Origin of the sequence: Pseudorhodoplanes sp. (genome assembly GCF_050250235.1) — a bacterium.
Classification (GTDB): Bacteria; Pseudomonadota; Alphaproteobacteria; order Rhizobiales; family Xanthobacteraceae; genus Pseudorhodoplanes.
On the sequence record NZ_JBFWPA010000007.1, the window covers coordinates 63,525 to 89,874 of the forward strand.

At 63.4% G+C, this 26,350-nt stretch carries 28 protein-coding genes; 10 read left to right on the plus strand and 18 right to left on the minus strand.

Annotation, left to right across the window (positions count from 1 at the left end; genetic code table 11):
* The first annotated feature begins 14 nt into the window (after positions 1–14).
* On the plus strand, positions 15–257 hold the full coding sequence (locus AB7F49_RS05400; RefSeq protein ID WP_428520803.1) for a FitA-like ribbon-helix-helix domain-containing protein: 243 nt from the start codon (positions 15–17) through the stop codon (positions 255–257).
* Positions 254–652, plus strand: coding sequence for a type II toxin-antitoxin system VapC family toxin (locus AB7F49_RS05405; protein WP_428520804.1), 399 nt, complete (start codon positions 254–256; stop codon positions 650–652). The genes AB7F49_RS05400 and AB7F49_RS05405 overlap by 4 nt, the downstream gene beginning before the upstream one ends.
* A 33-nt stretch (positions 653–685) precedes the next feature.
* Here the strand turns inward: AB7F49_RS05405 and AB7F49_RS05410 are convergent, their stop codons facing one another.
* The 8 genes from AB7F49_RS05410 to AB7F49_RS05445 all read right to left on the minus strand — a co-directional run bounded on the left by AB7F49_RS05410 (position 686) and on the right by AB7F49_RS05445 (position 7,196).
* The gene (locus tag AB7F49_RS05410) at positions 686–1,150 is read right to left on the minus strand and encodes an FKBP-type peptidyl-prolyl cis-trans isomerase (RefSeq protein WP_428520805.1); all 465 of its coding nucleotides are present in this window, start codon (positions 1,148–1,150) and stop codon (positions 686–688) included.
* 110 nt (positions 1,151–1,260) lie between these two features.
* Complete coding sequence (locus tag AB7F49_RS05415) at positions 1,261–1,515, minus strand: hypothetical protein (protein ID WP_428520806.1); 255 nt, start codon at positions 1,513–1,515, stop codon at positions 1,261–1,263.
* Between the two features lie 113 nt (positions 1,516–1,628).
* Positions 1,629–2,048: a hypothetical protein gene (locus AB7F49_RS05420; RefSeq protein WP_428520807.1), complete on the minus strand. Its 420-nt coding sequence runs from the start codon at positions 2,046–2,048 to the stop codon at positions 1,629–1,631.
* A 48-nt stretch (positions 2,049–2,096) separates the two neighbouring features.
* Complete coding sequence (locus AB7F49_RS05425; protein ID WP_428520808.1) at positions 2,097–2,735, minus strand: DUF2442 domain-containing protein; 639 nt, start codon at positions 2,733–2,735, stop codon at positions 2,097–2,099.
* Positions 2,710–2,961 carry a DUF4160 domain-containing protein gene (locus AB7F49_RS05430; protein WP_428520809.1) on the minus strand — a complete coding sequence of 84 codons (252 nt, stop codon included), beginning with the start codon at positions 2,959–2,961 and terminating at the stop codon, positions 2,710–2,712. The genes AB7F49_RS05425 and AB7F49_RS05430 overlap by 26 nt, the downstream gene beginning before the upstream one ends.
* A 10-nt stretch (positions 2,962–2,971) precedes the next feature.
* Positions 2,972–4,498 carry an acyl-CoA carboxylase subunit beta gene (locus AB7F49_RS05435; RefSeq protein WP_428520810.1) on the minus strand — a complete coding sequence of 509 codons (1,527 nt, stop codon included), beginning with the start codon at positions 4,496–4,498 and terminating at the stop codon, positions 2,972–2,974.
* Between the two features lie 200 nt (positions 4,499–4,698).
* Positions 4,699–5,715 (minus strand): hypothetical protein, encoded by a 1,017-nt coding sequence (locus AB7F49_RS05440; RefSeq protein ID WP_428520811.1) that lies wholly within the window; start codon positions 5,713–5,715, stop codon positions 4,699–4,701.
* A gap of 5 nt (positions 5,716–5,720) precedes the next feature.
* Positions 5,721–7,196, minus strand: coding sequence for a caspase family protein (locus AB7F49_RS05445; protein WP_428520812.1), 1,476 nt, complete (start codon positions 7,194–7,196; stop codon positions 5,721–5,723).
* A gap of 163 nt (positions 7,197–7,359) precedes the next feature.
* Here AB7F49_RS05445 and AB7F49_RS05450 point away from each other — a divergent pair, with 163 nt between their 5' ends.
* Positions 7,360–7,878, plus strand: coding sequence for a Dps family protein (locus AB7F49_RS05450; RefSeq protein WP_428520813.1), 519 nt, complete (start codon positions 7,360–7,362; stop codon positions 7,876–7,878).
* A gap of 72 nt (positions 7,879–7,950) precedes the next feature.
* Positions 7,951–8,670, plus strand: coding sequence for a class I SAM-dependent methyltransferase (locus AB7F49_RS05455; protein WP_428520814.1), 720 nt, complete (start codon positions 7,951–7,953; stop codon positions 8,668–8,670).
* 9 nt (positions 8,671–8,679) lie between these two features.
* Here the strand turns inward: AB7F49_RS05455 and AB7F49_RS05460 are convergent, their stop codons facing one another.
* A complete protein-coding gene (locus AB7F49_RS05460; protein WP_428520815.1) occupies positions 8,680–9,453 on the minus strand; it encodes an ATP12 family chaperone protein in 774 nt (257 codons plus the stop codon).
* An 18-nt stretch (positions 9,454–9,471) separates the two neighbouring features.
* Positions 9,472–10,149, minus strand: a complete 678-nt coding sequence (locus AB7F49_RS05465) for an HAD-IA family hydrolase (RefSeq protein ID WP_428520857.1) — start codon at positions 10,147–10,149, stop codon at positions 9,472–9,474.
* A 429-nt stretch (positions 10,150–10,578) separates the two neighbouring features.
* Here AB7F49_RS05465 and AB7F49_RS05470 point away from each other — a divergent pair, with 429 nt between their 5' ends.
* Together AB7F49_RS05470 and AB7F49_RS05475 are read left to right on the plus strand one after the other, a co-directional pair.
* A complete protein-coding gene (locus tag AB7F49_RS05470; protein ID WP_428520816.1) occupies positions 10,579–12,381 on the plus strand; it encodes an FAD-dependent oxidoreductase in 1,803 nt (600 codons plus the stop codon).
* The gene (locus tag AB7F49_RS05475) at positions 12,354–14,195 is read left to right on the plus strand and encodes a 2-oxoacid:acceptor oxidoreductase subunit alpha (RefSeq protein ID WP_428520817.1); all 1,842 of its coding nucleotides are present in this window, start codon (positions 12,354–12,356) and stop codon (positions 14,193–14,195) included. The genes AB7F49_RS05470 and AB7F49_RS05475 overlap by 28 nt, the downstream gene beginning before the upstream one ends.
* On the opposite strand, the gene AB7F49_RS05480 is transcribed toward AB7F49_RS05475, so the two are convergent.
* The gene (locus tag AB7F49_RS05480; protein WP_428520818.1) at positions 14,190–14,486 is read right to left on the minus strand and encodes a type II toxin-antitoxin system RelE/ParE family toxin; all 297 of its coding nucleotides are present in this window, start codon (positions 14,484–14,486) and stop codon (positions 14,190–14,192) included. The two genes, AB7F49_RS05475 and AB7F49_RS05480, sit on opposite strands and share 6 nt — an antisense overlap.
* The gene (locus AB7F49_RS05485) at positions 14,483–14,707 is read right to left on the minus strand and encodes a hypothetical protein (protein ID WP_428520819.1); all 225 of its coding nucleotides are present in this window, start codon (positions 14,705–14,707) and stop codon (positions 14,483–14,485) included. Before AB7F49_RS05485 ends, AB7F49_RS05480 begins: the two co-directional genes overlap by 4 nt.
* Before the next feature lie 53 nt (positions 14,708–14,760).
* Between AB7F49_RS05485 and AB7F49_RS05490 the strand changes: the two genes are divergently transcribed.
* Both AB7F49_RS05490 and AB7F49_RS05495 read left to right on the plus strand, forming a co-directional pair.
* Entirely contained in the window at positions 14,761–15,816 is a 1,056-nt protein-coding gene (locus AB7F49_RS05490) for a 2-oxoacid:ferredoxin oxidoreductase subunit beta (RefSeq protein WP_428520820.1), read from the plus strand.
* Positions 15,817–15,912: 96 nt separating this feature from the next.
* Positions 15,913–16,878, plus strand: a complete 966-nt coding sequence (locus tag AB7F49_RS05495; RefSeq protein ID WP_428520821.1) for an aldo/keto reductase — start codon at positions 15,913–15,915, stop codon at positions 16,876–16,878.
* A 25-nt stretch (positions 16,879–16,903) separates the two neighbouring features.
* Here the strand turns inward: AB7F49_RS05495 and AB7F49_RS05500 are convergent, their stop codons facing one another.
* The 3 genes from AB7F49_RS05500 to AB7F49_RS05510 form a co-directional block, all read right to left on the minus strand.
* Complete coding sequence (locus AB7F49_RS05500; RefSeq protein ID WP_428520822.1) at positions 16,904–17,116, minus strand: hypothetical protein; 213 nt, start codon at positions 17,114–17,116, stop codon at positions 16,904–16,906.
* 405 nt (positions 17,117–17,521) lie between these two features.
* Positions 17,522–18,727 carry an RluA family pseudouridine synthase gene (locus AB7F49_RS05505; RefSeq protein WP_428520823.1) on the minus strand — a complete coding sequence of 402 codons (1,206 nt, stop codon included), beginning with the start codon at positions 18,725–18,727 and terminating at the stop codon, positions 17,522–17,524.
* Positions 18,728–18,783: 56 nt separating this feature from the next.
* Positions 18,784–20,328 carry a lipase/acyltransferase domain-containing protein gene (locus AB7F49_RS05510; RefSeq protein WP_428520824.1) on the minus strand — a complete coding sequence of 515 codons (1,545 nt, stop codon included), beginning with the start codon at positions 20,326–20,328 and terminating at the stop codon, positions 18,784–18,786.
* Between the two features lie 243 nt (positions 20,329–20,571).
* Between AB7F49_RS05510 and AB7F49_RS05515 the strand changes: the two genes are divergently transcribed.
* Positions 20,572–21,441: an alpha/beta hydrolase gene (locus tag AB7F49_RS05515; protein ID WP_428520825.1), complete on the plus strand. Its 870-nt coding sequence runs from the start codon at positions 20,572–20,574 to the stop codon at positions 21,439–21,441.
* A gap of 6 nt (positions 21,442–21,447) precedes the next feature.
* Here AB7F49_RS05515 and AB7F49_RS05520 read toward each other — a convergent pair whose 3' ends face one another.
* On the minus strand, positions 21,448–22,407 hold the full coding sequence (locus AB7F49_RS05520; protein ID WP_428520826.1) for a helix-turn-helix domain-containing protein: 960 nt from the start codon (positions 22,405–22,407) through the stop codon (positions 21,448–21,450).
* Between the two features lie 71 nt (positions 22,408–22,478).
* Between AB7F49_RS05520 and AB7F49_RS05525 the strand changes: the two genes are divergently transcribed.
* Positions 22,479–23,660 carry a carbon-nitrogen hydrolase family protein gene (locus AB7F49_RS05525; protein ID WP_428520827.1) on the plus strand — a complete coding sequence of 394 codons (1,182 nt, stop codon included), beginning with the start codon at positions 22,479–22,481 and terminating at the stop codon, positions 23,658–23,660.
* A gap of 9 nt (positions 23,661–23,669) precedes the next feature.
* Here the strand turns inward: AB7F49_RS05525 and AB7F49_RS05530 are convergent, their stop codons facing one another.
* Together AB7F49_RS05530 and AB7F49_RS05535 are read right to left on the minus strand one after the other, a co-directional pair.
* A complete protein-coding gene (locus tag AB7F49_RS05530) occupies positions 23,670–24,605 on the minus strand; it encodes an SGNH/GDSL hydrolase family protein (RefSeq protein WP_428520828.1) in 936 nt (311 codons plus the stop codon).
* A 198-nt stretch (positions 24,606–24,803) separates the two neighbouring features.
* Positions 24,804–26,330: a tyrosinase family protein gene (locus AB7F49_RS05535; protein ID WP_428520829.1), complete on the minus strand. Its 1,527-nt coding sequence runs from the start codon at positions 26,328–26,330 to the stop codon at positions 24,804–24,806.
* Positions 26,331–26,350: the final 20 nt, after the last annotated feature.

A 26,350-nucleotide genomic window follows, 5' to 3' on the forward strand; every position in this document is an offset into this window, starting at 1 on the left:
GGAGGTCCGCTGCGATGGTCGATATTCTGGTGCGAAATGTGGATCAAGCGACCGCCGACCGCCTGAAGGAAAAAGCCAAAGCCGAGGGCAAGTCGGTGAGCGAGATTGCGCGCGAGGCGCTGGCGGCGGCTGCAAGGCCGAGCAAGGAAGAGGCCTGGGCGGAAATCGACCGCATCCGGGCAAAGATCGGAAAGGTATCGGGCGACTCGACCGCCGATATCCGTGAATGGCGTGACAACGACGAGCGTTACCGTTGACGCTTGTTGTCGACGCCAGCGTTGTTGCAAAATGGGTGCTTGCCGAAGACGGCTCGGATCGCGCCAATGCGCTACGCGATGAGCCTGGCCTGATCGCGCCGTCGCTGCTCGCCTCAGAAGTCGGCAATGCTCTCTGGAAAGCCTTGCGACGTGGCGATATCGCGCGCGATGACGCAGTTGCGGCACTTCGGTCTGTTCTCGGCCCCTTCGACGAACTCGTTCCGAGCGAGGCCCTGCACACGCGCGCGCTTGAACTCGCCATCGACCTGCGGCATCCCATCTACGATTGCTTCTATCTTGCGCTGGCCGAACGCGAGGCCGCCGCGCTTGTGACAGCCGATACACGGCTCTTGGCGGTGGCGGCTAAAGCCAAGATGAAAGCGCGGCGGCTTTAGGCGTGTCGCATTGCGCTTCGGTGCGCGCTTCCCTCACTTCACCGCGATCAGCTCGACATCGAAGATCAGCGTCGCGTTCGGCGGGATGTCGGGGGGCGCCCCGCGTTCGCCATAGCCGAGCCCGGGCGGGATGATCAGCGTTCGCCTGCCGCCGGTCCTCATGGTGAGGACGCCCTCGTCCCAGCCGCGGATCACGTCGCCCTGCCCGACCCGGAATTCGAACGGCTTGCCCTTGTCGACCGAGGAATCGAACTTCTTAGCCCTGGCGCCGTCGACATAGAGCCAGCCGGTGTAATGCACCACCGCGATCTGCCCGCGCCGCGGCGCGCGGCCCTTGCCGGGCTCGGTGTCGGCATATTGCAGGCCGGACGGCGTGGTGGTGGCCATCGGCGGCACCGGCGGCCCGGCGGGCGTGGTCGGCGTGGTGCCGGCGCAGGCGGCGAGCGCGAGCAGCGAGGCGGCAAAGGCGAACGGCAGAACGCGGAACAGGGGTCGCATGGCGTGGCCTTGCCTTTTTGCAGGAGCGGCTATCGTAGCTCGCATGGAGCGAAAGCGAAATGCGGGATTCTTCCGTGCGCGACCCCGGATTGCGCTGCGCTCCATCCGGGCTACGCACGCTGCTTGTAGGCCGCAGGCGTCACATTGGTCATGTTGAAGAAGATCTGCACCGTGACCATGTCGGTCCAGTCTTTGACGCTCTGGCCGTCCTGCACCATCTCGGTGATCTGCTGGTGGGCATTCTTGTCCTGGAAGCCGACCTTGTAGCCGTCCGGCATGGCGACGAGCAGGTTCTCGTTCTTCAGCTGCGCATGCGCGGGGAAGGAGAAGAGGAGAGCGGCGAGGAGGCTGGGGATGACGCGCATGGGGATTCGATCCGACGAATGAACAATCGCGTGATAAAAGGCGCAAAGTGTAATCAGGACCGGCCTCGACTGAAAACCGGACACAGCCGTTCGCGCGCGCCGGAGAAACGATTTCATAAGTAAACCGCGACATCGTGATACTCAGCCTTGCAATGCGGGCACTTTTCCGGACGACCAGCGCTATTCGAACTTGTCGTGTGAAAAATAAATCCGTCCTTCTGGACACATACAGGGCAGATTGGATGGCCGGTCGGCTTACCATCTGCATTCTTTAGATACTTGAGTCCGCCTTCTTCAACTGTATCTCCAAGAACTGAAAGCAGATTCTCTAAGTGTGCAATCTCGGTCTGTCTTTCGGACAGCTCTTGCCTCGCATCTGAAAGAGTGAGCTTGAGATCAGCGAGTTTTTCCGTTAGTTCAGCAATTTTCAATTTGAACTCAGCCGCATCAAACGACTTTTCGAGGCCTCTCATTTCTTTGACAAGATTGAGAGCCTGCGCCGCGGTTGCGAGCGCCAAAGCAAAGTCTACCATACCGCCCCCATTTCGCGGTCTCAACCGCTATGCTGGCGTCGCAATCAACTAGCGAAGCCACGCTAAGATCGCAGCAACAGCTGCAATAGTCGAACTTATTGAGGTCACAGCCGCCAAAATCTTTACTGCTAAAAAGTGCCGCGCAATTAGCTTATCGATTTTCCGCAATTCGAGATCAGCCGCTTCACTCGCTTGCGCATCTCGATATTCATCGTCGGCAATAATCGCCTTAATTGAAGACATGATACTTTCCATGTCCTCTACCTTCGCTGATTTAGGGAAATCAATATCCCTTTCCAGCGCAAACTCAGCGCCCGATAGCGACAAATGGCGCGAAGCATGCGCTGCCGCAGGGTGGTAGCCTGCAAGCTCGCCAGCTTGCGATCCAAAACCTACCAACCCTCCATTGTCGGAAGGCCTATCTGGGCTAGCAGGAGCTATCGAAGTTTCTTTCGCTGAACTTCCAGCCAACATGCCCGAAATACTCAAGTCTTCATCCAAATCCGGCCAATGAATCCCCATTGGCATTATTTCAAAATTCTTGCGCTGTTCCGAAGTGGCCGTTTGCAGTCGAGGATACCAGTGGAGTGGAGTCGCGATACGTCGACCGTCGCGAAGCGTGACAATGATGTCAGCCGCGTCGAATTCAACGTTGGAGGCTCTAAGATCTCCTATTTCGATTTCCAAAGTAGTCATCCCACTCCTTTAGGAGACTTTCTTCCTGGCTGATCAGTTCTTCAGAGATAGTCGTTAATTCTCGGTTCGGAAAGCCGGTGTTCACGGCAAGCACCAGCGGACTGAGCCAGAATTTCGCTTCATGTTCGGCTTTCACCACATGCACGTGAGGCGGTTCGTTGCCCTCATTGGAATAGAAGAAGGCCCGGTAACCATCCCACTTGTGAATGGTTGGCACCGGAGCCCCCTCACACCGGCAGATTATCGTGCTTCCGTGCCGGCATCTCGACCTTCTTGGTCCGCAGCATCGCCAGCGCGCGGGCGATGCGCTTGCGTGTCGAGTGCGGCATGATCACGTCGTCGATATAGCCGCGCTCGGCGGCGACGAACGGCGACAGGAAGCGCTCCTCGTATTCCTTGGTGCGCGCGGCGATGGTGTCGGCGTCGCCGCCGCGGAAGATGATCTCCACCGCGCCCTTCGCCCCCATCACCGCGATCTGCGCAGTCGGCCAGGCATAGTTGAGGTCGGCGCCGACATGCTTGGACGCCATCACGTCATAGGCGCCGCCGAACGCCTTGCGGGTGATCACGGTGACGAGCGGCACCGTCGCCTGCGAATAGGCGAAGAGAAGCTTGGCGCCATGCTTGATCAGCCCGCCATATTCCTGCGCGGTGCCCGGCAGGAAGCCCGGCACGTCGACGAAGGTGACGATCGGGATTTCGAACGCATCGCAGAAGCGCACAAAGCGCGCGGCCTTGCGTGACGCGTCGCTGTCCAGCACGCCCGCGAGCACCATCGGCTGATTGGCGACAAAGCCGACGCTGCGCCCGGCGATGCGGCCGAAGCCGGTGACGATGTTCTTCGCAAACGTGGCTGAGATTTCGAAGAAGTCGCCCTCGTCCACGACCTTCAGGATCAACTCCTTCATGTCGTAGGGCTTGTTCGGATTGTCGGGGATCAGGGTGTCGAGGGAATTGTCAATGCGATCGGCGTCGTCGAGCGAGGGCCATTCCGGCACGCCGGCCGTGCAGTTCGACGGCAGGAAGTCGATCAGCCGGCGCATCTGCAGCAGGCATTCGACATCGTTCTCGAACGCGCCGTCGGCGACCGAGGACTTGGTCGCATGCACCGAGGCGCCGCCGAGTTCTTCCGCCGTCACCACCTCGTTGGTCACGGTCTTCACCACGTCGGGGCCGGTCACGAACATGTAGCTCGTGTCCTTCACCATGAAGATGAAGTCGGTCATCGCCGGCGAATAGACGTCGCCCCCGGCGCACGGGCCCATGATGACCGAGATTTGCGGGATCACGCCCGAGGCGATCACGTTGCGCTTGAACACTTCGCCATAGCCGCCGAGCGCCGCCACCCCCTCCTGGATGCGGGCGCCGCCGGCATCGAACAGGCCGATGATCGGCGCGCGCGCCTTCAGCGCCATGTCCTGCACCTTGACGATCTTCTGGGCGTGGGTCTCCGACAAGGAGCCGCCGAACACGGTGAAGTCCTTGGAGAACAGGAACACGGTGCGGCCGTTCACGGTGCCCCAGCCGGTGACCACGCCGTCGCCGGGGATCTTCGACTTTTCCATGCCGAATTCGTTGGAGCGGTGCTCCACGAACATGTCGAATTCCTCGAACGAACCCTTGTCGAGCAGGAGTTCGATCCGCTCGCGCGCGGTGAGTTTGCCGCGCTTGTGCTGCGCCTCGATGCGGGTCTGGCCGCCGCCGAGCTTGGCGTCCTTGCGGCGGAGGTCTAGCGCGTCAATGATGTCTTTCAAGGTTGTCCCCGTGCCTGGAAACCGGCGTTTGACGCTAGCATGGGCCGGGAACGGGCGTCACTGACTCCCCTCCCCCCGCGAGCGAAGCGAGTGGTGGGGAGGGGTCGGGGGTGGGGGGTGCCTGAAAAACGCAAAAGCCCCCCACCCCGATCTCCTTCGCTAATCGCTCAGTCGATCGACCCTCCCCACCGCGGAGCCTGTCATCGGGCGGCGCTTCGCGCCGACCCGTCGGCGGCGGGGGGAGGGTTAAGAGCCTGCCTGTTGAACGACCGAAGCGCCATCGCAATGGCGATCAGGATCACGCCCGCCAGCAGCACCGAAAACGCATTGGCGCCGAGGATCGCGAACCATTGCGTATAGAAATGGATGCCGCCGAACACTGCGGCGACATTGACCACCCAGCGCCGCCCGGCCCGCACGCCCCATACCCCGACCGCGATCAGCGCGATCGCCCACAGAATCGAGAACACCCAGTCCGGGATCACCGCGCCGCGGGCGGTGAAGTTCGGGCCGCCGGTGACGTCGTTCTGGGTCCACCAGCGAAAGAGCCGCAGCCGGTCGCCCCACAGCGAGCCGATCCAGAAGCCGAAATTGACGAGGACAATGGCCATCCGCGCGGCCGTCAGCGCGATCCGTTCGTAATCGGCGCGCACCCGCAGCGAGATCAGGTAGAGCGCGAGCGCCAGCAGGGAGAAGATCACGATGGTGAGCGTCGGCTCCTGGATCGACAGCGAATACACCGCGTGGACGTAGCCGGTCCGCGCGCCGAGGCAGCCGGCGAGCGACACCACGGCCAGCGCCGCCATCAGGCTGGAGCGCGCCAGAATCGCGGTGCCGGTGAAGATTGCGGTGACGAACAGGGCCGCCCGCAGCGAGCCATCGTCGTAAATGAGCAGGCCGCCTGCCCCGGTCAGCGCGCCGATGATGATCAGCGTCTGCGAGAGCAGGCTCGTCACCTCGCCGCGCAGGCCGAGCAGCGCGAGCCCGAGAACGAACACGCAGGCACCGATGATGGCGGCCGCCCCCGCGGTGAACTGGAACGCGGTGAGCAGGATCGCGACCGCGCCGGCACTTGCGGCGATCACGCCGAAGCCGGTCAGGATGTTGAGCCCGAGATGGCCGGTCTCCTGCGCGGCCAGCGCCTTGAGCCGCTCGGCCTCGGCAGCCGTGAGCTTGCCGTCCTCGACCAGCTTCGACAGATCGAGCGTGATTTTCATAGACGCTATCTCAGAGCCGCCCGCAACTCACCGATGCGCTGATCATAGACGCGGGCGATGCAGGTCGTATCGCTGCAGGCATTGCGGCCCTTGATCCAGACCCGCTGACCCTGCGCGACCCCAGGCCGGGCCCGCGTCCGCTTGTAGAGCGCATCGAGATCGCGGTCGCGCTGGGCGAGCGCAGGATCGTTGCAGATCGCCTGCTCGACGCGCGTCAGCCTGCCCTCGCAAGGGAAGCTCGGTTGCACCGGCGCGCCGACCGTCCGCTGCGGCGGTGGCGCGAAAGTCGCAACCTGCTGCGGCCCGCCGCCGGAAAGAGCCTGCAACTGCGCCAGGCGCTGGTCATAGGCCTGCGCGATGCAGGGTGCGAGACTGCCGCAGGCATTTCGCCGTCTGATCCAGTCGCGCTGCTGGTCGCGGAGCGCGATGCGCTCGCCATGCGGCAGGGTGTCGGCCAGACGGTAGTACGATTCCGACAGGATGCGGTCCCGCGTGGCCAATCCGGCATCGGCGCAGATCGCCTGCTCCACCGGCTTGGTATCGGCCTGGCAATCGAAGCTCGGCGTCACCGGGGCAGCCTGTTGCGGCGGCAAACGCGGCGCAACCGGTTCGGGCCGGGGCGCCACCGCGAATTGAGGTTGCGGCTGCGCGCTTGCGACGGGTCCGCCGGAACGCGGCGGCGAAAAGTAGAACAGCGGTCCCGACAATTCATCGTAATAGGCGGGACGCTGCTCGTGATTGATCGTGGCAGCCAGCGCCTCGACATCCTCGCGGACCTCACGGGCGAGGTCGGTGATGGGCTTGCCCTCGACCGCAATCTTGCGCAGCAAGGTCCGGGTATAAACCGAGGTCGGTTCGCGGTCGTTGTCATCGAGGCGGTCGGCCGCGGTCTGGCCGAAGCCGGCCGAGAACAGGATGAAGAAGCCGCCCTGCCCCTTGGCCGGCCTTCGCTGTGGTTCGACCAGTCCGCCGCGCCGCCCGACCGAGCGGGTACCGCTTCTGGCATATGGGTTGTCGCGGCAGGCATCGACGATGGCGATCTGGACATTGGAGCCGGTGGCGCGGACCCGCTCGATCAGCCCCATCAGGGCGAAGGCTTCGTGCTTCAAGCCCTCCTTGTCGACGCGGTCGGGCCGCGGAGCGTCCACCGGCAGCAGGTAATTCTCGCCGTCCAGCGCGACGCCGTGGCCCGAATAATGGATCACTGCCACGTCGCCCGGCCCGAGCTTGCGGGTAAATTCCGAAATCCCGCTGTTGAATGCGGCGCGATCCGGATCGATCAGGAGATCGACCGCGAACCCGGTCTTCTCCAGCGCGGCCTTCATCGCGTGGGCATCACCCACGGCCTTCTGCAGTTTCGAGACGTTGCGGTAGTCGTCGGCCCCAATCACCAGCGCACGCCTCGTCTGCGCCGCCGTCTGCGAGGCATGCAGCCCCGACAGGACGAACGCCAGAGCCAGCAGCAGCATCCTCACCGTCATGAATTCACTCCAGACAGGAACAGCTTAGCACAAATTGCTCCCAGCCGGGATAATCTGCCGAAAAGCGGATTGGATCAATTTCCAGAGACCGCAGCCGTGACTATGTAACGAACTGTCAACTTCCCTGACTATGTATGGCTGCGACCTTCCCCGGAGACCTCCCATGAGCGCCGAAAAGACCAGAGCCCGCCTTGCCACCCCGACCGATCTCGGCGGCAACGCCACCAAGGACATCAGCGGCGCGCTCAACGCGCTGCTCGCCGACACCTTCGCACTCTACCTGAAGACGAAGAACTTCCACTGGCATGTGAGCGGGCCCAATTTTCGCGACTTCCATCTGATGTTCGACGAGCACGGCGATCAGCTGTTCGCGATGACCGACGAGATCGCCGAACGGGTCCGCAAGATCGGCGGCACGACGTTGCGCTCGATCGGCGATATCGCGCGCCATCAGCGGATCGCAGACAACGATGCGCCTTTCGTCGATGCCCAGGACATGCTGGCCGAACTGCGCGAGGATAACCAGACCGCCATCAAGGCGATGCGGCAGGTCCATGAAATCTGCGACGAGCATGGCGACGTCGCGACTGCGAGCCTTCTGGAAAACTACATCGACCAGGCCGAGAAGCGGGTGTGGTTTCTTTACGAAGCCGGCCGCGCCGCGACCGCGACCGGACAATAGAGGGTTGAACGGGCACGCCCTTTATGCAAATTGTGGTTGTGAGTTCCACACGGTATTTCGATCACAACCATCATGACCGATCCTGTAGCGTTGCGTAGCGAGAGCCGGGGCGTAAATCCGTCGACCCGTCAATTCTTCATTGATCGCGTCTATGAAGGAGCGGACCCGTTTGAGTCGTTTGCGAAGTCGGAAACGGCCACCAAGACTTTGACGGATCCGCTGCCGGAAGGCTGGGGCTCGAGCCATCCTTATTTCAAGCAATATATCGACGAGCTTCGACCGAAACTGATCGTCGAGGTCGGGACCTGGCTCGGCGGGAGCGCAGTTCACATGGGACGGCTGCTGCGGGCGGCCGGCCTGAACGACAGTTGCATCATCTGCATCGATACCTGGCTCGGCAGTTCCGAGCACTTCCTGGAGGAAACGGGGCGCCGAACGCTCAAGCTCGCCAACGGCCGCGCAACCTTCTATGACGACTTCATGCGCAATGTGGTCCAGCATGGCCTGCAAGACCTCATCGTGCCGTTCTCGATCACGAGCGTCGCCGCCGTCGAGGTGCTGCGCGAAATCAAGTGCATTCCCGATCTGATCTATCTCGACGGCGACCATACGGAGCGCGGCTTCCGCGCCGACCTCGATCTCTACTGGGACCTGCTGCGGCCGGGCGGCGTCCTGATCGGCGATGATTTCGATTGGCAGGAAATCCATACAAACGTCATCAATTTCGCATACCTGACGAAGGTCGAATTCACCGCCTTTTCGAACAAATTCGTGATGCGCAAGCCGGCGTGACCGGCTCCCTTAGCGCACCCACTCAAGCACGTCCGTCGCCGCTTTCATCTCGGCTTTGTGATGTGCGCGCCGCTCCATGGCAAGCGTATCGCGCCCCCATTGCTCCATCTGCCAGTCCTCGTCGACATGCGCGGCCTTCCAGGCATCCTCCGCACCGATGGCGCCGTGGGCGAGCGCGAGTGCGAGCAACGCAGAACCGGTCAGCGTCATGATCGAATGCACCGCTCCGAGCCGCCAGATATTCTCAGGTATCGCCTGCGCCGCCGCGGCAATCGCCTCCTTCGGTTGGGCGGCAAATACCACGCCTTCCACCATGACGAAGCGCGCACCAAGCGTGTCGGCCGCCCAGCGCACGACCGGATCCCAGGCCTTCGCTTGACGCTCGGTCAGCCCTTCCGGACCGTCGGCGCGGTAAAACAGCAGGTCAGAACCGAGATATTTTACGATGTCGTCACGGACCTCCGCGGGCTTCTCGGCGACCCCGTCGATGATCGAATTGGCGAGCCGGGTCAGCGGCATCTTCGCCGGGTCGATAACATCCATCTGTGCCTGCCATTCGTCGGCGATCGCCTGGGCAAGGGCGCGGGAAGGAGCCGCGAGAAGATGCCGCGCCGGCGTTCGCACCGTTTTGCCGTCAAGCACGATCACGAAGCTGTTGTCGTCCTCAACGACCGCGGCGGTTTCGTAGAACCGCTTGCGCCGGTTCGGGCGGACGCTGCGCCGGGCCAGCTCCATCGGGTCGAGCGGTTCGCCCTTGAAGATTTCCTCGAAAATATCGCGCATCTGAATGTCCACTCACCGTCAGGCGGTTGACCGTGTAAGCAGCAAAGATTCGACGCGGCGACCGAGTTCCGCGAAATTCGAGACGATTTCCGACGCACCACTCCGCGCCAGCAAGTGATGCGGGTGATAGCCCCATTTCACGCCGATCGCATGCACACCGGCGGCACGTGCCATCTCCATGTCGAAGGTGGTGTCGCCGATCATGATCGTGTCTCGCGGCTCAGCCCCCGTCTCGCGCATCGCTTCCAGGATCATGCCGGGATGTGGCTTGGACGGAGCATCGTCCGCAGTCTTTATGGTCCCGAAATGCGATATCAGATCGTGATGGCTCAGGATCGCCCGGACGCCCCGCTGCGACTTGCCGGTGGCGATCCCAAGCACCGTATCCGCGCGCCCCGCCAATGCGAGAATCGCATCGCGTGCGCCGGGATAGAGCGGCTCCTGATGATCGACGGAATGCCGCAATTCGAAAAACGCCTCCTTGTAGCGCTCGATCATGCCATCGATCGGAAAGTGTGCCGCTCCCTCGCCGAGATTGCCGAACGCTTCGCGGAGCGACAGCCCGACGATCGACAGCACGCGTTCGCGCGGCGGGCAGACGATCTCGTGTGCGTCATAGGCCCGCTGCATCGCCGCGCAGATCATGTGCTGACTGTCGACCAGCGTTCCGTCGCAGTCAAAGAGGATGAGTTTCAGCGTTCAACTCCGCGTCACCTGGACGAGAATGCGCGCGTGGCGCCGCGCAGGCCGCCTCGGCAATGCATCGGAACCATTCCACTTTGGTATGACCCCGCCTTGTGCATTGCACAAGCCCCTGGCTCCGGGCTTTGGGCTCTGCCCACGAAGGGCCCAAAAACAGGCTGAAACCGGCGGGCCTTTTCGGGAGATGAAAGGGCAGCCATGCTTGCGGCGCCGCAACGCGAAAATCAACCATCCAGCCGGATTCCTGGCCTGCGACGGTCCATCTGTGGCTTTTCGCAACTGGACTGACTAAAATCTACCTTGGAGTCGGAGGAAACAAACCGGCCCAACGAGGAGAGAAATGCCAGCCTGCCGCGTTCGGCTCGCCGGTCCCACTTCCGCAGGAGGAGCCGAACGGCTCCGGGACGCGCGCGAGAGGAGTCGATGAAACCAACCGACATCGGCGATCCCGATTACTTCCACAAGGTCGTGGACTGCCAATGGGCATGCCCGGCGCATACACCCGTTCCCGAATATATCCGGCTGATCGCGCAGGGCCGGTATTCGGACGCCTACATGATCAACTGGAAGTCCAACGTGTTTCCGGGAATCCTCGGGCGCACTTGCGACCGTCCCTGCGAGCCGGCCTGCCGCCGCGGCCGCGTCGAGGAGCAACCGGTCGCGATCTGCCGGCTGAAGCGCGTCGCCGCCGACTACAAGGACGATGTCACCGCCCGCATGCCGAAGAAGGTGCGCGTGAAGAACGGCAAGCGCATCGCGCTGGTCGGCGGCGGTCCGGCCTCGCTCACGGTGGCGCGCGATCTGGCCCCGCTCGGCTATGACTGCATCATCTTCGACGGCGATCCGCAAGCCGGCGGCATGATGCGCACCCAGATCCCGAAATTCCGGTTGCCGGATTCCGTCATCGACGAGGAATGCGGCTACATTCTCGATCTCGGCGTGGAATTCCGCGGCGGGCAGCGCATCTCCTCGATGAAAGCGCTGCTCAACGAAAATTACGACGCGATCTTCGTCGGTTCCGGCGCGCCGCGCGGCCGCGACCTCGATGTCCCCGGCCGCAAGGAAGCCGCCAAGAACATCCATATCGGCATCGACTGGCTGTCTTCGATCGCGTTCGGCCATGTCGACAGGATCGGCAAGCGCGTGATCGTGCTCGGCGGCGGCAACACCGCGATGGATTGCTGCCGGTCGGCGCGCCGCCTCGGCGGCGAGAGCGTGCAGGTGGTGGTGCGCTCGGGCTTCGACGAGATGAAGGCGTCTCCCTGGGAGAAGGAAGACGCCATGCACGAGGATATCCCGATCCACAATTTCCTGGTGCCGAAGGAATTCACACACGAGAACGGCAAGCTGACCGGCCTCACCTTCGAGAAGGTGAAAGCGGAATACGACGCCAAGGGCCGCCGCAATCTGGTGCCGTCCGGCGAGCCGGACCAGCATTTCCCCTGCGACGACGTCCTGGTCGCGGTCGGACAGGAGAACGCCTATCCCTGGATCGAGCGCGACATCGGCATCGAATTCAACAAATGGGACATGCCGGTGGTGGACGAGCGGACTTTCGTCTCCACGCATCCGCTGGTGTTCTTCGGCGGCGATGCCGCGTTCGGTCCAAAGAACATCATCTGGGCGGTCGCGCACGGCCACGACGCCGCTTTGTCGATCCACCGGATGCTGTCGGGTGAGGACATCACAGAGCGCCCCCTGCCGCATGTCGAGGTGTCCAGCCAGAAGATGGGCATCCACGAATGGTCCTATGACAACGACATCACGCTCGACCAGCGCTACCGGGTGCCGCTGCGTGACAAGCAGATTGCGCTGCGCGACATCAAGGCCGAGGTCGAGCTTGGCTACGACGTCAAGCTGGCCTTGGGCGAGGCGCATCGCTGCCTGAATTGCGACGTGCAGACGGTGTTCGCCGCGTCGCTGTGCATCGAGTGCGACGCCTGCGTCGACATCTGTCCGATGGATTGCATCACCTTCACGCCGAACGGCGAGGAAGCCGAGTTGCGGCAGCGGCTGGAGGCGCCGGCGATCAACCTCACGCAGGATCTCTACGTGCAGGACGGGCTGAAGACCGGCCGGGTGATGGTGAAGGACGAGGACGTCTGCCTGCATTGCGGGCTGTGCGCCGAACGCTGCCCGACCGGCGCCTGGGACATGCAGAAATATCTGATCGAAATGGCACACGCGGGTGATCGAGGATGTCAGGCGGCGCGCTCAGCAGCGTAAATGATTTCGTTATCCGCTTTGCCAATGTGAACGGCTCCGGCTCGGCAAGCGCGAACGAGATGTTCGCGCGTGCGGTGATGCGAATGGGAGTACCGGTGTCGCCGCGCAACATTTTCCCGTCCAATATTCAGGGCTTGCCGACCTGGTACGAGGTGCGGGTGACCGAGGACGGGCATCTCGGCGCCCGCGGCGGCGTCGATTTCATGGTCGCGATGAATCCGCAGACCTTCGACAAGGACGTGGCGATGATCGAGCCCGGAGGATATCTCCTCTACGACTCGACCAAGCCCCTGCCCCAGTCGAAATTCCGCGAAGACATCAACGTCATCGGGGTGCCGCTGACCGCGATCTGCAACAGGGAATATAGCGACCCGCGCCAGCGCCAGCTGTTCAAGAACATCATCTATCTCGGCGTGCTGTCCGCGCTGCTCGACATGGACGTCAAGACGATCGAGACGCTGATCGGGGAACAATACAAGGGCAAGGACAAGCTGATCGGTCCGAACGTGCATGCGCTGCATCTCGGCCGCGACTGGGCGATGACGAACCTGCAATGCCCGATCGGCCTGCGGGTCCGCAAGTCCGACAAGATCGGAGATCGCATCTTCATCGAAGGCAACGCGGCCGCAGCGCTGGGCGCGGTCTATGGCGGCGCCACGGTCTGCGCCTGGTATCCGATCACGCCGTCATCGTCGCTCGCCGACGCCTTCACCCGGCATTGCGCGAAGCTGCGCGTCGACAAGGACACCGGAGAGGCCAAATACGCCATCATCCAGGCCGAGGACGAGCTTGCCTCGATCGGCATGGTGATCGGCGCTGCCTGGAACGGTGCACGCGCCTTCACAGCCACCTCGGGCCCCGGCATCTCGCTGATGCAGGAATTCATCGGGCTCGCCTATTTCGCGGAAATTCCTTCCGTCATCTTCAACGTGCAGCGCGCCGGCCCCTCGACCGGCATGCCGACCCGAACCCAGCAATGCGACCTGATCTCCTGCGCCTATGCCTCGCACGGCGACACCAAGCACGTGATGCTGTTTCCGGAAGACCCGCACGAGGCCTTCCAGTTCGGCGCCGCCGCCTTCGATCTCGCCGACCGGCTGCAGACACCGATCTTCGTCATGCTCGACCTCGACATCGGCATGAACCACCGCCTGTGCGCGCCGCTGACATGGGACGACGCTCACCAGTATGATCGTGGAAAGGTGATGACGCATGCCGAGCTCGAGGCCGGCACCGAATTCGGGCGCTATCTCGACGTGCACGGCGACGGCATTCCATTCCGCACCTATCCCGGCACGCATCCGACCAGAGGTTCGTTCTTCACCCGCGGCACGTCTCGCGACCGCTATGCCAAATACACCGAGGAAGGCGGGCCCTATGTCGACAACATGCAGCGGCTGCTGCGCAAGTTCGACACCGCCAAGGACCTTGTACCCCGCCCGCTGATCGCCAATGCGGGAAAGGCCACGAAATACGGCGTGATCTATTTCGGTTCGACCTCTCCCGCCATGGACGAAGCGATCGGGCTGCTGGACGCGCGAGGGCTGCAACTCGACCGCATGCGCCTGCGCGGCTTCCCGTTCCATTCGAGCGTCAACAGCTTCGTCGCCGACCACGATTTCGTCTATGTGGTCGAGCAGAACCGTGACGCGCAGCTGCGCTCGCTGATCGTCAACGAATGCGGCATCGACCCGGTGCGGCTGATTCCGATCCTGCATTATGACGGGACGCCGATCACCGCGCGCTTCATCGCCGGCGCGATCGGGGATCATCTCGACCGGATGAAAGTCAAGCCGATGCGGGTGGCGTCATGACTTGGGCGAATGCTGGCCCGGACGGAGTTGCCTGACGTGATAGATGGCGAGAATGACGATTTCGTCCTCGGTCACGCGATGGACGATGACATAGGGCAGCCCACGGAGGCTGAGTTCGCGTGTGCCGGCGCGGGTGCCATGACGGCCGATAGACGGAAAAACCGTCAGCAATTCGCACGCAGCGCGGATGCGCTGGCCGACCTTCAGGGAAGCGGATGGGTCATCGCGGGAAATGTATTCAGCAATCGACGTGAAGTGACGGATGGCGGGCGCCGTGAAGCGCAGCCTCACCCGAACTTCTTCCACATCGCCTCGACTTCCTCGTCGGTCGCGAATTCGCCGCGATCGGCCTGGGCAATCGATAGTTCGAGGTCCGCGAGTTGCTCCGGAGTGAGCACGTATTCGCGAGAATCGGTTTCAGCGATGTCGAGCAAAAGTGCGCCGATCATGTCCTGCCGGTCCGCCGGCAAGGCCTTGACCGCAGCAATGCCTTTCTCGAGAAGCTTCGTCATACGGCTCGCACCATTGGTTCCCAGCCCGGCTCCGCTCTGAAAGTATAAGCCCGATGACCTACATCGCCAAACCGAAATTCCATCACCCGGCTTTGCCGAAGAACGAACTGGGCTACACCCATCGCGACTATGAAGGGACGATCTCGACGCTGTGCGCGGGCTGCGGCCACGACTCGATCACGGGCGCGATCATCGAGGCCTGTTTCGAGCTCTCCATCGAGCCGCACAAGGTCGCGAAGATTTCCGGCATCGGCTGCTCGTCGAAGACGCCGACCTATTTCCTCGGCAATTCGCACGGCTTCAATTCGGTGCACGGCCGCATGCCGTCGGTGCTGACCGGCGCCAATCTCGCCAACCGCGACCTCATCTATCTCGGCGTCTCGGGCGACGGCGATTCCGCCTCGATCGGGCTCGGACAGTTCGCCCACGTGATGCGGCGCGGCGTCAACATGGTCTATATCGTCGAGAATAACGGCGTGTACGGGCTGACCAAGGGCCAGTTCTCGGCCACCGCAGATCGCGGTTCGAAGTCGAAGCGCGGCGTCATCAACACCGACAATTCGATCGATCTTGCCGCCATGGCGCTGCAGCTCGGCGCCACCTTCGTCGCCCGCTCCTTCTCGGGCGACAAGAAGCAGCTGGTGCCGATCATCAAGGCCGCGATCGAGCACAAGGGCGCGGCGTTTCTCGATGTGATCTCGCCCTGCGTCGCCTTCAACAACCATGCCGGCTCGACCAAGAGCTTCGATTATGTACGCGAACACAACGAAGCGGTGAACCGGCTCGACGTTCTGGCTGGCCGCGCGCCGATCGCGGTCGACTATGCGGAAGGCACGGTCCAGCTTGTGGAGCAGCATGACGGCACGACGCTGGCGCTGCGCAAGCTCGGCGCCGACTACGACATTCACGACCGTTACGCCGCAATGAACTTCCTGCAGAAGCATGCGGCGAAAGGCCAGATCGTCACCGGCGTGCTTTACATTGCCGACGATCCGCAGGACCTGCACGCTTCGCTGAAGACGGTGTCGCAGCCGCTCAATGCCCTGAGCGAGAAAGAGCTCTGCCCGGGTTCGGCCGCGCTCGACCGGATGAACGCCAGCCTGCGCTGACGCCGCCTCGGCGCATGGCGACCATGCCCTGAACAGCAGGGCCTTGCCACGGCATGGCCGCGCAACGCATGGTCCCCCGCCATTCAGGAGACCATCATGACACGGCGTAATCTCGGCCGCTCGGATCTGTCCATCGCCCCGATCGTGTTCGGCGGCAACGTATTCGGCTGGGGCGCCGACGAGAAGGCCTCGTTCACGCTGCTCGATGCCTTCGTCGATGCCGGATTCAACGCCATCGACACCGCGGATGTCTATTCGCACTGGGTCGCGGGCAACAAGGGCGGCGAATCCGAAACCATCATCGGCAAGTGGATGAAGTCGCGCGGGCGGCGCGACGACGTGCTGATCTTCACCAAGGTCGGCGGCGACATGGGTTCCGGCGCGTCGCTCAAGGCGGACTATGTGCTGCGGGCGGCCGAGGATTCGCTGCGGCGCCTGCAGACCGACCATATCGACCTGTACCAGACGCATTTCGATGATCTCGCCACCGCGCCGGACGAAACGCTTGCGGCCTACGCAAAGCTGGTGTCACAGGGCAAGGTCCGGGTGCTGGGTGCGTCCAATGTCAGCCCCGACCGGTTGCGGGCATCGCTGGAAGCGAGCCGCAAGCTCGGTGTTCCGCGCTACGAGACGCTGCAGCCGCTGTACAATCTCTATGACCGCGCGGGCTACGAGCGCGATTACGAGGCGATCTGCGTCGAGAACCAGATCGGCGTCATCCCCTATTACGCGCTGGCGCGCGGCTTCCTGTCGGGGAAATATCGCTCGGTGCAGGACCAGTCGAAGAGCAAGACGCGGGGCGAGGGCATGGCGAAGTATCTCAACGCCCGTGGCCTGCGCATCCTCGATGCGCTCGACGCGGTTGCGGCTCGCCACGCGGCGAGCCCCGCGCAGATTGCGCTGGCCTGGATGCTGGCGCGACCCAGCATCACCGCGCCGATCGTCAGCGCGACCAGCCTGCCGCAGCTTGCCGAACTGCTGAAGGCACCGGATGTAAAACTCGACCCGGAGGAGAGAGCCGCGCTCGACGATGCGAGCGCGGAGGATGCGCCGGCTCAATAGACGTCCGGCCGGGAGCTACCCGCGCCTAGCGATTGACGCAGCTCTGGGTGAAGCTTCCGATCTGGCCGGGTCCGACTCCCTGTGCGGTGCCGGACGCGATGCATTTCGAGGCGCGATCCTGAAAGGTCTGGCCGGCCGGACGTCCTGGAGCGATCGCGGGCGCGCCGCCTGGACCGGAAATGCCGGGAACGGTGGTGGCTGGCGACCCCGGATTCGCCATCCGGGGCGCGGTCGGCATCGGTCGGACGCTCCCGAGCGGTGTCAACGGGGACTGATAGGTCGGTATGGTGGAAACGGTGGACGAACCGCGGCGAACCGCGCGGCGCGGACCGGCCTTCGGCCTGGCTGCCGTATCCGGCCGGGCCTGCGGCGGCTGCGCCTTTCTGGGGCGCTTGGCGGGTCGACGTTCCGAGCCGTCCGGCGTCATGATTGAGAACGGAAATCCGGCGCTGCTCTGCGCAAGAACCGGAGTCGAAGCGGAAGTTCCCAGAAAAATCAGCGCCAGAGCCGCAACGTTAAAGCGATTTCGCATATCGCTCACCCAATTTCCGAGGAGGCTTGAGCGCCTCGTACCATCACATATGGGAACGAACGGTTGCGGTTTCAGGTCCCTGCTTGCCGCAATTCAAGACTGCAGCGTCGCTCACTCCGGCGCGTCCTCGATCGGATCGTACCGGGTGGCGTCGAGCCCAATGAGATTGAAGCTTTGCTGCATGTGTGGCGGCAGCGGCGCAGTGACGTCGATCATTCCACCGCGCGGATGCGGCACCGCGATCCGCCGCGCCAGCAGATGCAGGCGGTTCTGCATGCCGCCCGGCAATTGCCAGTTTTCGATGTCGAAATATTTCGGATCGCCGACGATCGGATGACCGATATGGGCGAGTTGCACCCGCAACTGATGGGTCCGCCCGGTGACCGGCTTGAGCGACAGCCATGCGAGACGGGTCGCCGCAGTCTCCACCACCGCGTAATAGGTTACGGCATGGCTCGCGCCCTCCTCGCCGTGCTTCGCTACCCGCATGACGGAATCGTCCTGCCGTTCTTCCTTGGCGAGATAGGTCGAGATGCGGCCCTGCTTCGGCTTGGGGACACCAGGCACCAGCGCCCAGTAAATCTTGCGGGCCGAACGCGAGCGGAACGTCTTGGCGAGCGAGGCCGCCGCAAAGCGCGACTTCGCCACCAGCAGGCAGCCCGCGGTATCCTTGTCGAGACGGTGCACCAGCCGCGGGCGCTGGCCATCCTTGGTCCTGATGACGCCCAGCATGCCGTCGAGATGGCGCGTGGTGCCGGAGCCCCCCTGCACCGCGAGGCCGAACGGCTTGTTCAGCACCATCACGTCGTCGTCGTCATACAGCGTGATGGACTGCAAGAAGGCACGGGTTTCGGCGTCCTTGCCAGTCTCCTCGCCGCGCGGCTTTTCCGGGTCAAGACGCAGCGGCGGAATACGGACGTGCTGTCCGGCTTCCAGACGGTCTTTGGGCTCGACGCGCTTGCCGTTCACCCGCAACTGACCCTTTCGGATGACGCGCTGGATGTGGCTGAACGAGAGCCCCGGAAAGCGTGCCTCCAGAAACCGGTCGACCCGCATGCCGCCTTCGTCGGGCGTGACGGTCACGGTCTGCACCGCTGCGCTCAGCGGCGCCGCCACCTTCGGTGTCGAAGTCTTCGGTGCAGCAAGCCTTGTTCCAGCAGGCCCGGGCGCGGCATCCGCGGCGGCGGTCCGGGACCCACCGGTCGGCTTCGAACGTGCGGTCTGCCTTGTGGCGGGCGGGCGCGCCGTCTTGTCCGGACGGCCCCGATCAGGCCGGCGCGGCTGCCGTGACGATGACTTCCTGGCGCGCTGTCTCATGGCGGCGCCATAGCACATTCCGCGCCGAAAACGCGAACCTGCGGCGGCACAGGACGCTAGCGGGCCAGGACCGGCACCGCCTCCTCCACCACGCGCGACTTGTCCCCCGAAAGCGCAACCACGGCCTTCAGCAGGTAGGTTCCAGGCTTCGCGCCCGCGGCGAATGTGCCGACGAAGGATTGTTCGAACGGGTTGGAGGGGTCCGAAGCAGCGGGATCGGCCTTGAGCGGGATCACCACTTCGCGGCCATCAGGCATCCGGCGCGTGAGCCGTATCGAGGTCGCACCGATGCCGGTTCGGTCGCCAAGCCGCAGATGGACATGCACCTTGCAGATGTCGCCCGTGCGGTAGATCGGCTCATCAGGGGTCACCGCAACGCCGATCAACTCCGTCATCGTGCCGTCCGCCGCTGGCATCCTGCCGCGCTCCCGGACCCGCACGGTCGCGACCGCTTCCGGCACGCCCTTGGTCAACGCAACCTGAAGGAATTCCTGAATCTGCGGATCGCTCAGGATGCGCTGATGATCGGCAAAGCTCGTCGGATGCAATGGCACGCGTTCGATCACTGCACTATTGCGGATCACCGTGCCATCGCCCGCCCAGGTGTTCTCCACCTCCAGCAAGGACACGCCGTCGGCGATCCGGAAACCGGCGCGCTCCGGCGTGCGCTGATCGACGCCGACCAGAAGAACGTCCTCGACACCCTTGGGCATCGCCGTGACGGCCAGTGCCTCCAGTTTCTGAATGCGAACGAACGTCCGCCGCAGGTCCGGCATGGTTGCTGGATCGACGCCGTCCCAGCGCAGACGACTCCACCAATCCGCGCTGGATGGGTCGAATACCGCGCCTTCGCCATTGTCGCAGCAGGCACGGTAACGCGGCATCAGCTCGAAGATCGACGGGAAGGACAACATGGTCCTGCGGAACCCATCGAGTCCGCCCATGGCGAGATTGAGCGGTCCCCACCCTTTTTCCACAGTCTGGAAGACCTTCACGGAGCCGTGGAACGGCGCGCCGGCGCTGAACAGCCGCGCCACGCGATCGCCGCCGTTTCCTTCAATCACGTAGGCGCGCGCCACCAGCGCTCCCATCGAATGCGCGAGAATGTCGACCTTTCCCTCCGGCGCCTTCTCCTGAACGAAGGCTTCGAGCGCCTTGGCATTGTCGAACACCGAGCGGCGCCAGTCATAGGCAAAAACGAAAAGGTTCCGATCCTCCCGGTAGCCGATCTTCTGAAGATGCCGGATGATCGGCGCGTAGACATCCTGCTTGTAGATGCCGAGATAGACGATCTCGCGGACCACACCGCATGGACGGACCGGGTCCGTGGCATCTGCGCGATGCGCGAGCCGGATCGACGGAAACCGCCGCAACGCACCCAGCGTACCCCATACGACTTCGGTTTTGCCGGGATCTTTCGCATCGGGCCGGCACAGCCGCGAGCCGAGCAGGCCCGGTACCAGCACGAGCGGGCGCTCCGGCTTGACATCGGCCGTGCGAGTCTGGGCGGCCGGGTGGCCCGGCGTCACCAGCATTGCAGCCAGCGCGACCAGAGCAGCGCCCGCGTACCACAAGCAGGCGACGCGCGACCTTGAATGCAATTCGACTCTCCCGGCTCGCGTTCGAGCCCCCGCAAATCCTAGCAAAAAAAGCAAGAACGTCACCGGCCCGTCCGTCCCAGTTTCGTGATCGTCGGTATTGGTCGCTGCCGCTGGCCTGACCGTTCAAAGCATCGTGCCGGCCATCGCATTGCCGCACGGATTGTGCGATGCATCGCTCCGCGCCAATGAACTGCCGCGACGTTTGTGCACCGCACCGACGCGACGGCCGACAACAGGTTCCGCATGCTTCCATCCGACATTTCCCAGCAGATCGCAGCCATCGGCCGCGTGATCGATCCGGTGAAGACCGCGGCGGTGTTCGCGCCCCTGCACGACACCGAGCCGTTTGCCGGCATCCAAGTGACGCGGGACATTCCGTACGGACCGGCCGAGCGCAACCTGCTCGACGTGTTCGTCGCCGATGGCGCGAGCGGATTGCGACCGGTACTCATTTTCGTGCATGGCGGCGGGTTTACCGGGGGCAACAAATCGACGCCGGGATCGCCCTTCTACGACAACGTGCCGCTTTGGGCAGCGCGTAACGGCCTGGTCGGCGTCAACATGACCTACCGCCTCGCGCCGCAGCATCCATGGCCGGCGGGTCCGGAAGATGTCGGCGCGGCGTTGCACTGGGTCGCCGACAACATCTCAAAGCATGGCGGCGACCCGTCAAAAATCGTGCTGTTCGGGCATTCGGCCGGCGCCACCCACGCCGGGACCTACGCAGCGATGCCACAATTCCACGGTCCGAAGGGCATCGGGATTGCCGGACTGGTCCTGACCTCCGGCATCTATGATCTGACCGACTTCCCGGTGAATGACGGCTACCGCTCCTATTTCGGCAACGATGCCTCGCGCTATGCCGCGCGCTCGCCGATCGGTGGTTTGCGCACGCTGACGATCCCCTCGATGGTGGTTTATGCCGAACTCGATCCGCCGCCCTTTATCCCGCAATGCGAGAAGCTCGTGGCTGCGATGGCGGAGGCGCCGGGCGGAAAACCGAGGGCGCTGGTGCTGCCCAAGCACAGCCATCTTTCGCTCGGCTATGCGGTCGGGACCAGCGACACCACGCTCACAGGGCCGATCCTCGATTTCGTCAAGGCGCTGGAATAGCGCCGTTCAGTGATCGGCCCGAAAACGCCTCGGCGTCATGCCGTAGGCGTTGAGGAAACTCCGGCTGAAATGGGCGGCATCGTTGAAGCCGCAGGCGAACGCGACGTCGGTGATCGACCTGTGCCGCAACCGCGGGTCGGCGAGTTCGTCGCGCGCGGCGATCAGCCGTCGCGACCAGATGCTGCGTTCGATCGTTCGTCCATTCCTTGCAAACAGCCGTGACAGGCTGCGTGGAGAAAGTCCGACATGCGCCGCCACCGCGGCCGGGGTCAGGCCGGGATCGGAGAAACTCCGCCCGATGAAGTCGAGTGCCGCCTCATAGCGTGACGGCGCGGCCGCCATATCGCGATGGTCACTTGCAGGCCTGGTGCACGCCGAGCGAAGCAGCTCGACAAGTGCGCGCTCGGTCGCGGATTCTTCGGCTGCGGATATCTCGTCCGATCCCTCGAGTACGGCGAGCGCCAGATGGCGCAGGAGATGCGCCGGCCCGCAGGCGAGTCGCAGCGTCGGGCCGGTATTCGCCATCGGGGCGACGCCCATCAGCGACCGCGGAATTTTCAGAACGATCTGGCGAAATGCCTCGGGAAACTCGAAGAAATAGGTCTCGCAGGCCGACACCACGGCACCCTCCGCAGCGCCCAGCAATTCGATCTGCGACCGCTGACCGACGTGACATCGCCCGTCGACATTGACCACAAAGATACAATCGTTGCTCGGCGCCTGCGCGATCTTGGCGCGGGTGCGCGTCACGCGCTGCGCCGAGGCGCTGACTTCGGTGATCCCCACCCGGGCCATGCGACGATGCCGGATGCTGCCGGAAAAGCTGCGACGCGCGGGTGCGTCGCATTCGAGGGGAACGAAGGTCTGCGCGACGACATCGGCCCAATAGGAAAAGCGATCCGCGACCGGAAGCTGATCCGTCGAAGCGCGAACCATTGCCGCACCAGGGGTTGCCGATAGCCGCATTTGAGCGTGTCCCGCTCGATCAAGTTCGCATGACCGCCTGGTGCAAGACCAGATTTCGCCCGGACGGCAGGATGATCACGCAAGACCGGCACCAGCGCAAGGGGATCACGATGGCCATCGGCAGAAAGCCCGTACTCGGCGGACGCGAAAGCGTGAAAGTCGCGATCGTTCAGAAACCCCCGCGTTTCCTCGACAAGGAGGCCTCACTGGCGCGCGCCGAGGCCCACATCGCGGAAGCCGCCGCCGGCGGCGCCGAACTCGTGGTGTTTCCGGAGGTCTGGCTCGCCGGCTATCCGTACTGGACCGAGGGCTGGGATTCGCCGCTGCAAAGCTGGGCCGGCGGGCGCATCGCATTCCGCGAGGCCGCGGTTCTCGCCCCGAGTGAGGACACCGAGCGGCTCGGCGCCGCCGCCGCAAAGGCAGGCGTGCATGTGGTGATGGGCTGCAACGAGATCGACCCGAGGCCGGAAGTCAGCACGATCTATAACTGCCTGTTGTTCTTCGACCGGCAGGGCCGCCTGATGGGGCGCCATCGCAAGACCATGCCGACCTTTACCGAGCGGCTGTTCTGGGGACAGGGGGACGCCTCGGATCTGCGCGTGTTCGAGACCGACATCGGTCGAATCGGCGGACTGATTTGCGGCGAGCACCTGATGACCTTGGTGCGCGCCGCCATGATCGGGCTCGGAGAGGAAATCCACATCGCGGTGTTTCCCGGCGCCTTCGCCCTGCATACCGGACCCGAGCTGGAGGAATGGGATTCCGACCACACCTCGTTCTGGGGCCATGCCTCGGTGCGCGCACACGCGCTCGAAGCCGGCGCTTTCGTGCTCTCCGCCTGTGGTCAGATCGACGATGCCGACATCCCCGATGACTTTCCCTACAAGGGCAAGATGAATATCCGCTACGCGCGTGGCGGCTCCTCGATCATCGCCCCGCTCGGCATTGCGCTCGCCGGCCCGGTCGAAGGCCCGCAGATTCTGTACGGCGAATTGCAGGCCTGGATGATCAAGGCCTGGAAAGCGATCATCGACACCACTGGGCATTACGCGCGGCCGGACCTCGTGCGGCTGATGGTCAGCGACCATGCGCCGAGCCGCGACGCGACCATCTCCTTCCGTTCCGCGCTCGAATCCGCAAGGCCCCGGACACTAACCGAAGCAGCGGAGCGACACGGCGTCGAACCGGCACGGGTAGAGGCCCTTGTGGACGCCACGCTGAGCGAGAGGGCCACGACCGCGCGGCCCGCCTGACCTGCGTGATCACGGGGTCTGCGCGATTTCCCTGATCTTCGACTGGAAGCGCGCGGCGATCTTGCGGCTGCCCTTCGCCGAGGGGTGAATTTCGTCCCACCAGAATTCCGGGTCCGGACCCTGATTCACGTTGTTCGTGCCGATGGTGCCAAGCAGCCGGATGAAATGAGCTTTCGGTTCGTTCGCCTGACGAAGCAGGTCGGAAACATAATCGAAATAGAGGTCCAGCATCCGGTTCACGATGGCGCGCCACAGGGTCGGGCCCGGAATCCTGCAATAGATTTCAAGCGGCGCACCGATATATTGCCCGTTGCTTTGCGGGTTTGGATAGTCGTAGCTGTGAAATACCGCATGCGCACCCATGCCGACGACGGAGCGCATGTTGGACAGCAGCATCGAGCCGCAGAATGCCAGCAGGCGTTCGAATTTCTCCGTGATGATGTAGTCCTCGACCGGCCTGTTGGGAGCGAAAGGCTTCACATAGTTCTGGATGTCGCCGAGAATCTCGTTGCCGCTGCCGCTGATCAGGACGATTTTCGGTCGCTCCTTCCGCAGGCTCTCGAACAGTCCCATCGGCGACCGATCGCTGTAATATTGGCCCTCCTGTGAGGCATAGTCCGACCAGCTGTCACCCGCCTTCGCAAGGCTGAGCACGGCATAGGTCCGCCCGAGGATCTCGATCGTGTCGGTCGGCAGGGGATGTTCGAACCAGGAATCGCCTTCCGCGAGAATGCGGGGGCCCTTGTATCCGGGGTCCCCGAGCTTTTGCAGATAGCGCTGCCGTTTGGCGGGTCTTTTGATGTCAAACAGGCCGCTCGCGGGAGCGACGACGTCTGCCGCGGTCAGGTTCATCACATCGCGAGGCGCGCCGCGACGGACAATCACCCAGCGTCCCTGCGGTCCAAGGCGATAGTCGAGCGTCGCCGCGAAGGTTGCCGGCGACACCGTTTCTCGCGGTCTGCGGGGCACGGCGGCCGGGCTTGTCGTGACCGGTTTCCTGCCGGCTTTCCTGGATGCGGTTGCCTTCGATTTGGTTTTCTTGGCTGCAGTTTTCTTGGCTGCAGTTTTCTTGGCTGCAGTCTTTTTGACTGCCGTTCTCTTGGCCATCGCCTTCCCCCAAAGTGAGGCCGACCACCAACCGGCCTACCGAATGACGAATGATATGTTTCCAATCACCACCGGCGCGCTGCCTGGCGGAAGATACTCGGTCACCGTCGATATCTGCACCGAACCAAGCTCGGCAATGCGATCGCGCAACCGTTCCGATACGTCGACTTCGAGAACATCGAGTTCGATCGTGTTCGCATGCGACGGAACGTGATTGAAGGAGGCGATGTAGTTGTTGCTCGTGTCGATATCCGAAATGGACGGATTTTTCTCATTGAGGAAAAAATTGATTTGGAAATTGTGAGGCGGAATCTGAATCTTCTCCAGCCTCAGGACTACGCTTGCGCCGATCCGTGCGCCACCGCCGGCTGCGGTGTCGGCCGTGAAATTCTGCAACTCCTTCGAGCGGTCGCGATTGAGAAATTCCTTGAGGGCGCCCTGTGCCGGTGTCGACAGCGTGACCGCGCTGGTCCGGGACGTCTCCGGCGTCACGCGCAAGGGACCGAGACTGATGATCTGCTTGGGAGGCTCGAACGAGAGACCGCCGGCCTGAACCACCGCCCCGTCGAGCGAAAGCACGGAGGGCGCCGGAACAGATGAAGCGACCGCGCCCGGGGCGCCAATATTGTCGTAGGTATAGGCGAGCCGGACACCGTCCGCGTCGGCGACTGTTTCAGTGTCGAGCAGATCGCGGACTCGATACGCATAGACGCGCTTGTTGTCGAAACGGAAGGTAAAAGTCGTGTTGAGCCACGGGCCGGATTCCGCGCGCCAGCTGGAATTGCTTCCCCGGATGTTCCGCTTCCAGAGCTCCATCATGCGATCGACATTGGCGTGATGCGAATAAAAGCAGGGGTCACGGGCAGCCCGGTTGAGATCGGCCATGTCGCCGCCGACATAATTGTGCATGCCGGAATGACCGCCGGACTCCGGAAGGCCCGCCGAACGCCGATTGCCCCCCGGAGCGTCGGCGCCGAAGAAGCTCTGCGGCGTCCCCAAGAAATTGCCGCGGCCGAAGGCCGCGAACACCTGATAGTTGCTCCGTTCGCCGGCGGGACCGAGCCCACGGTCGGCGTTGTTGATCGGACGGCCCGGAATGCGTCTGGCGGTGTGATTGAGGGGACCGGTCCGGAAGACCGGCGGGAATGCATTGCTTGCAAACCAGTCCCAATAGGGAATGGCGACCGAATCCTGCTTCGACACTTCGCGCAATATTCTCTCGTAGGTTACGAGATAGGCGCGATGCCACGGCACGAACGCCCAGTTGAAATGAACTTCCCTGGCGCCCGCGCCACTGCAGAACTGGTCGTGGAAGTTTCGAAGCTGCTCCCAGAGCAGACGATGGTTCTCCTGAAGCGCTTTCAGCGCCGCGACATATCGGGCGAGATCGGGATCGTGGCTCCCATCCGGGCGCACCAGTCGGTGAATGGCGCGGCGAACCCGCGTGGATTGTCCGGACGCAGTCCGGCCAAGAACAAGTGGTGCCGCACCCAGCGTGAACAGGACCGACCCGCCGACGATGGTAAATCGCCGCCTGCTTAACCCGGCAGATTGGCCTGACATTGCCAGCTCCAGCACGCACG